Genomic DNA, 6,706 nt, shown 5'->3' on the forward strand with positions numbered 1-6,706 from the left:
CCCGGTGCAAAGCCTGCGCCTGCTCCGCCCGCCAGGTAAATCCCGCGGTCATCACGGACGGAAAGCCCGCCAATGCGTCCGCCATCAAGCGCGCCAAGATCGAGGGTCCAGGCCGGTGCACCCGTGCCATCATCGCCGGGCGCGAACTTGGTCAGCACGGCGCGGCCGTCCACCTCGCTGGCAACCAGAAGCCCGCCATCGGCCGCGGTCGCCACAGAGCGCGCGCGTTCGATACCGGCGCTTGCCTCCACTCCGCGGGTATACAGCACGGTACCATCTGCGCCGATCGCACGGACATAGCCGTCAAGGCTGCCCTGCTGGGTCATGCCGCCAAAGCTGGCGCGGGCCTCGCCGGCGACGAACACGGTGCCGTCATCGGCGAGTGTAATCGCGTTCGCCCGGTCATCGCCCTGTCCGCCAAAACGCTGGGCCCATTGCTCAACACCATCGGCATTGAACTTCACGACAAGGGAATCCTCTCCGCCAAGATCATTGGTGCCGCCAAGCGCCCCTTTGACGGCACCCGCCACAACGATATTGCCCGCGCCGTCGACAGCAATGGCCGCGCCATTGGCCTCACCGGAAGCGCCAAGCACGCGCGACCAGACCTGCTTGCCGTTGGAATCATAGCGCATCAGAACGAGGTCGGATTCCCCGCGAATATCCTGCCCGCTGACCGCACTTTGCGTGCGGCCGACGACATAGATGCCGCCATCGGGCGCCCGCGTGACCGCATCGATAGTCAGCGGATTGGCGGTTTGGGAGCTACGTGTCTCGCCGTCGGGCAATTCGACGTCCGTGACGGTCGGGTCTGCCTCGATGCGCTGGGCAAACTGGATGGCGGGCATATCGCCAATGCCGGTAATCTTGGTGAGTTGCCCGCCGATGGAATCGCCGCTGCCCGATGTGCCTGCCAGATAGACAGCAGGCTGCGCGGCGGGCGCGGAGAAGGAAACCTGCTCGGTCAGGACCCCGTTGATGCGGAACGCCCAGTCATTGGCCGTCACGATGCCGGACGGGCCGATCTCGCCCACGCGCACCGAGGAAAAGCGGGTCACGATCCCTTCGGCTTCCAGCTTTGAATTGAGGAAGCCGGCCACGTTGGCCATGGTGCGCGGCGTGGCGCCCATTTCGGCGAGGTCGACCGCAATGTTGATGTCGCCGCCATTCTTGCGCACCGACACGGTAAAGTTCACATCGCCTGTGAGCGCGGCGGCCTCCTGGTCTGCCGGGCCCTTGTGCAGGATGCCGGTCGTGTATTCGCTCACACCCCGGCGGATGGCGACTTCCGTTTCCGCCTTGGTCAGCTCGGTATTTTTCAGGACAGAAATCTCGTCCAGCTCCAGCCCGGCGAAGAAGCTGTCCATCTGGCCTACGCCTTCCTGAAAGCGACGATTCCAGAAGGCGAGGTCACTTGCGCTGGCACCGCGCTCGGCGCCGGCTGCGGCCAGCGACTGCAGGGCACGCAGGCCCTGGAACATCGCATAGAGTTTCTTTTCGTCCTGGCTCACATCGAGCTGAGAAAATGCACTCGCGCTGGAGTCAAAGAAGCGGCCATTGGCGAGAACGGAACGGCGCACCGAATCGAGCGCGGTTATCCCGCCGCGTGGATCCCAGGGCGGCAGCACGGAATCATCGCGCGACGAGCCAAGTGTCTGCTGGACAGGCGAGCGGGTCGCGGCGGCAGCATTGCGCGCAGCGTTCTGCGCGGAAAACCACGCACCCAGAACATCGCCTGACAGGCCGGTAATCACATGTCGCTCCAGCAGACAGAATCATCCACCTGCCAGTCTCGCAGAGCATCGCGAACAAAAGGTTAGCCGGGTGCATCTGCCCGCCCGCAAGCGTCAATCAAGGCTAAGGGAGTGTTAACGGCTGGAGGCCGATGGTTAACGCGAGTTTCCTGATTCGCTTTTTCCCTTGCGAGGACAGATGAGCGCCAAAGCCTCCAAAGCCCCTGCGCCAGCCGCCGGAAGCCGCGATCTGGAGCCGCTATTCCTCGGCCGGGACTTCCGGTCACCGCGCATGAATCTCGACGGCAAGACCGTCCTGATCACGGGCGGTACCGGGTCGTTCGGCCATCACTTCGTCCGCATGGTGATCGACGAATTCAAACCGAAAAAGCTCATCATCTTCTCGCGCGACGAGCTCAAGCAGTACGAGATGGCGCAGGTCTTCCCCACCGCGCAACACCCCTTCATGCGCTACTTCATCGGGGATGTGCGCGATGAGGGAAGGCTCGACATGGCGATGCGCGGTGTGGATGTCGTCATTCATGCTGCCGCGCTGAAACACGTGCCGATTGCCGAGTACAACCCGTTTGAATGCATCCGCACCAATGTGTTCGGGGCAGAGAATGTGGTGCGCGCCGCGATCAAGCGCGGCGTGAAGCATGTGTGTGCACTGTCTACAGACAAGGCCGCCAACCCGATCAATCTCTATGGCGCTTCCAAACTCGCATCGGACAAGATTTTCAGCGCAGCCCAGAATATGGGCGGCGAGGACGGCCCGATATTCTCGGTCGTTCGCTACGGCAATGTCGTGGGCTCGCGGGGCTCAGTGGTGCCGTTCTTCAATCGCCTGATCGCTGAAGGCACCGACCATTTGCCGATTACCGACGAGCGCATGACGCGCTTCTGGATCACGCTGACGCAAGGCGTCAATTTCGTGCTCTCCTCCCTCGCCATGGCCAAGGGCGGCGAAATCTTCGTACCAAAAATTCCTTCCATGCGTACAACGGATCTCGCCCGTACGCTCGCGCCTGGCCTGCCGCACAAGATTGTCGGGATCCGTCCGGGCGAGAAGCTGCATGAAGTCATGGTGCCTGAAGACGATGCGCGCTCCACCGTGGAGCTTGAGGACCGGTATGTGATCGTTCCGGCCATGCGCGCCTCGCTGATGGAAGAATGGCTGGACCTCGGCGCGCGCGCACCGGAAGGCTTCTCCTACGCCTCCGACAGCAATCCGGAACGCCTCGACGCACGGGCGCTGCAGACCCTGCTGGGGCAAGCCTTCAACGGTTAGACTTTCCGGGCTTCAGTCGCGGGCAATGCGGGCCTTGCCGCGCCCGATGGTCAGCGCCTTGATCGCCCCGCGAAACGTACGCACTTCCTGCTCTGTCAGGCCGGCACGCGCGAAAATGTTGCGCAGGTTCTGCGTCATCAGTGGCTTTTTCTCGGGCGGGAAGAAAAAGCCTGCCCGCTCCAGCTCATCCTCGAAATGCTCATACATGCGCACGAGCTGAACCGCATCAGCGGGCTCCTCGAGCGGCTTGAACTCTTCGGGCGCCGGATCACCTGCCCGCCATTCATGGGCGAGCACACCCACCGCCATCGACAGGTTGAGCGAGGCGAATTGCGGATTGACCGGAAGGGTCAGAATGGCGCGCGAACGGGCGACAAGCTCATTGGGAAGGCCGGACTTTTCTGCGCCAAAGAGGAAGCCCGGGCGCTGCCCTGCCTCGATCAGACCGCGCGCTTCGGACATGGCTTCGCGCGCAGTCATGACAGGTTTCACCATCCCGCGGGGGCGAGCCGTGGTCGCGTAGAGAACCGTGCAACCCTCCAGCGCCTGCTCAAGGTCGTCGGTCACGCGGGCGCTGGCATAGAGCGGCGAACCTGCGCTCATCGCCTCGGCGCGTTCATTCGGCCAACCATCGCGCGGCGCAAAGACGCGCAGATCGTCCAGGCCGAAATTCGCCATGACGCGCATGGCCGCGCCAATATTCTCGCCCATTTGCGGATTGATCAGCACAAAGGCAGGCCCGGCCACTCGGCCAGGCGCATGCGCGCCGTCACTCGATGACATACCTGCCCTTTCTTAAACGCATGCGCGGTGCTAGATGACCGCCCGAACCGTTAGGCCCACCTCTAGCGCGTCATTTCGCGCGCCCTCAAGAGAAGAGCACACCGCACATGGCAAAGATCAAAGTCGATACCCCCGTCGTTGAACTTGATGGCGATGAGATGACCCGGATCATCTGGGACCTCATCAAGCAGAAGCTGATCCTGCCCTATCTCGACATTGATCTGAAATACTACGACCTCTCCATCCAGAAGCGCGACGAGACCGATGACCAGATCACGGTCGAGGCCGCCGAGGCGATCAAGCACTACGGTGTCGGCGTGAAATGCGCCACGATCACCCCGGACGAGGCCCGCGTGGAGGAGTTCGGCCTGAAGAAGATGTGGCGCTCGCCCAACGGCACGATCCGCAACATCCTTGGCGGTGTCGTGTTCCGCGAGCCGATCGTGATCAAGAACGTGCCCCGGCTCGTTCCGGGCTGGACCAAGCCGATCGTGATCGGCCGGCACGCTTTCGGCGACCAGTACCGCGCCACCGACATGGTGGTGAAGGGCCCCGGCAAGCTGACCATGACCTTCACGCCGGATGATGGCGGCGCACCGGTCACCCACGAGATCTTCAACTTCCCGGGCGGCGGTGTCGCGATGGGCATGTACAATCTCGACGAGTCGATCCGTGACTTTGCGCGCGCCTGCCTGCGCTATGGCCTCGATCGTGGCTGGCCGGTCTATCTGTCCACCAAGAACACGATCATGAAAGCCTATGACGGGCGCTTCAAGGACATCTTCGAAGAGGTCTACCAGGCCGAATTCAAGGCGGATTTCGACGCCAGGAAAATCACTTACGAGCACCGCCTGATCGACGACATGGTTGCGGCGGCCATGAAATGGTCCGGCGGCTATGTCTGGGCGTGCAAGAACTATGATGGTGACGTGCAGTCGGACACGGTGGCTCAGGGCTTTGGCTCACTGGGCCTGATGACCTCGGTGCTGATGACGCCGGACGGCAAGACAGTGGAAGCCGAAGCCGCCCACGGCACGGTGACCCGTCACTATCGCCAGCATCAGCGCGGCGAGCAGACGTCCACGAACTCCATCGCCTCGATCTTCGCCTGGACGCGCGGCCTCTATCACCGTGGCAAGATGGACGGCAACCAGGCCGTCATCGACTTTGCCCAGTCGCTGGAAGATACCGTCACCAAGACGGTTGAAAGCGGCTACATGACCAAGGATCTGGCGCTTCTGGTCGGCGACCAGCAGGGCTGGCTCTCCACCGAGGGCTTCCTCGACAAGCTGGGCGAGCGCTTCGCCGCCCAGATGAAAGGCTAGGCCTTACGGCCCATCCGGATACCGAAAACCCCGCCGGAGACGGCGGGGTTTTTATTGTTTGCCCCACTCCCACTAGCTCGTCATCCCCGCGCAGGCGGGGATCCAGAGAACGTAGAGCGAAGGCAGTGCCAAGCGGCTCTGGGTTCCCGCCTGCGCGGGAACGACGCTGTTGGGCCTTCCCCTACTCCCCGAAGGCTTCCTCGCACGGCGCGAAGCGTTCTTCGAGCGCCGCCACATCATCAGCCAGAATCAATTCCTGATTGACCGGGAAGAGGGCATCCTGGACCGACATGATGTGCTCGCGTGTGGTGCGGCCTTCCGTTACGGCCCGATCCAGCCACTCAGCCGCCTCGATCATCACTGTCTCGGCAAACTGCGTGTCGGCCAGATACTGCGTCATGATGCCGGCCTGCGCGTGGCAATAGATGTGAAGATCCACCTCGTTCAGTTCCTGAACCGGCGTGAAGGCCAGGCTGGCGGCGACAAGGACGAGCATGGGGTTTCTCCTTTGATGACCGGACTTCAGCCTGCGCCCCGCCCGCCCGCGTGCCAACTGACAAAGCGTGTCAGTGCCGCTGCCTTGCCAAGCCTCGCAAAAGGGGTATGCGTGAAGCCATGACCGAGCTTGCCGAACGCCTTCTGTCCGGAGACCGTGCCGCGCTGGCGCGAGCCATCACGCGCGCAGAATCGACCCGCGCCGATCATCAGGCCGAGGCCCGCGCCCTGCTAACCGAGGTGATGGACCATACCGGAGGCTCGGTGCGGATCGGCCTGACCGGGGTTCCTGGCGTTGGCAAATCAACCCTGATCGAGGCGTTCGGCACGTTTCTGACCCGTCAGGGCAAGAAGGTTGCCGTGCTGGCGGTCGATCCATCCTCTACACGCACCAAGGGCTCGATACTCGGTGACAAGACGCGCATGGGCGCGCTGGCCATCGATACAAACGCCTTCATCCGCCCCTCCCCGTCTGCCGGAACACTGGGTGGGGTGACGCGCAAGACGCGAGAAAGCCTGCTTCTGTGCGAAGCGGCAGGCTTTGATGTGGTGATCATCGAGACGGTCGGCGTTGGCCAGTCCGAAACCGAGATCGCCGGCATGGTGGACGTTTTCGTCGCCCTCATGCTGCCCGGCGCCGGCGATGAGCTGCAAGGGATCAAGAAGGGCCTTCTGGAACACACCGAAATCCTGTTCGTGAACAAGGCGGACGGCGAGAATGCCAGCCGTGCGAAGCGTGCAGCGCGCGACCTTGAAGCGGCCTTGCATCTGTTCGCGCCGACCAACCCTCACTGGCAGCCCAAGGTGCTGACAGGGTCAGGACTGGAAGGCAGCGGCATCGAGACATTGTGGGAAACCATTCTGGCCCATCGCTCGGCGATGATCGCCGCCGGGTCGCTGGAGTTACGCCGTCGTCACCAGCAAGTCGGCTGGATGCGTGCCATGGTGGAGGCAATGGTACTGGAACGTTTCCGCGAGGATGCCGAAGTGCGTAGTGCCCTGCCCGGCCTGGAAGACGATGTGGCAGACGGCAGCCTGCCGGCCAGCGAGGCGGCAGAGCGTCTGATCGCCCTATGGAC

5 protein-coding genes and 1 pseudogene are annotated in these 6,706 nt (G+C 62.9%); 3 read left to right on the plus strand and 3 right to left on the minus strand.

Going from position 1 to position 6,706, the window contains the following annotated elements:
* Nucleotides 1–1,754 (minus strand): annotated as a pseudogene (locus ACTS2Z_RS07630) (hypothetical protein); the annotation flags it as partial.
* A gap of 178 nt (nucleotides 1,755–1,932) precedes the next feature.
* Here ACTS2Z_RS07630 and pseB point away from each other — a divergent pair.
* On the plus strand, nucleotides 1,933–3,024 hold the full coding sequence (gene pseB / locus ACTS2Z_RS07635) for a UDP-N-acetylglucosamine 4,6-dehydratase (inverting) (protein ID WP_442572619.1): 1,092 nt from the start codon (nucleotides 1,933–1,935) through the stop codon (nucleotides 3,022–3,024).
* A 12-nt stretch (nucleotides 3,025–3,036) separates the two neighbouring features.
* On the opposite strand, the gene ACTS2Z_RS07640 is transcribed toward pseB, so the two are convergent.
* Nucleotides 3,037–3,807, minus strand: coding sequence for an RNA methyltransferase (locus tag ACTS2Z_RS07640; protein ID WP_442572620.1), 771 nt, complete (start codon nucleotides 3,805–3,807; stop codon nucleotides 3,037–3,039).
* Between the two features lie 107 nt (nucleotides 3,808–3,914).
* Between ACTS2Z_RS07640 and ACTS2Z_RS07645 the strand changes: the two genes are divergently transcribed.
* Nucleotides 3,915–5,132, plus strand: coding sequence for an NADP-dependent isocitrate dehydrogenase (locus ACTS2Z_RS07645; RefSeq protein ID WP_442572621.1), 1,218 nt, complete (start codon nucleotides 3,915–3,917; stop codon nucleotides 5,130–5,132).
* 181 nt (nucleotides 5,133–5,313) lie between these two features.
* On the opposite strand, the gene ACTS2Z_RS07650 is transcribed toward ACTS2Z_RS07645, so the two are convergent.
* A complete protein-coding gene (locus tag ACTS2Z_RS07650) occupies nucleotides 5,314–5,628 on the minus strand; it encodes a hypothetical protein (RefSeq protein ID WP_442572622.1) in 315 nt (104 codons plus the stop codon).
* A 119-nt stretch (nucleotides 5,629–5,747) separates the two neighbouring features.
* Here ACTS2Z_RS07650 and meaB point away from each other — a divergent pair.
* The coding region (meaB, locus tag ACTS2Z_RS07655) for a methylmalonyl Co-A mutase-associated GTPase MeaB (protein ID WP_442572623.1) at nucleotides 5,748–6,706 on the plus strand (959 nt) is incomplete at its 3' end.

The organism is Glycocaulis sp. (assembly GCF_052168375.1).
Classification (GTDB): domain Bacteria; phylum Pseudomonadota; class Alphaproteobacteria; order Caulobacterales; family Maricaulaceae; genus Glycocaulis.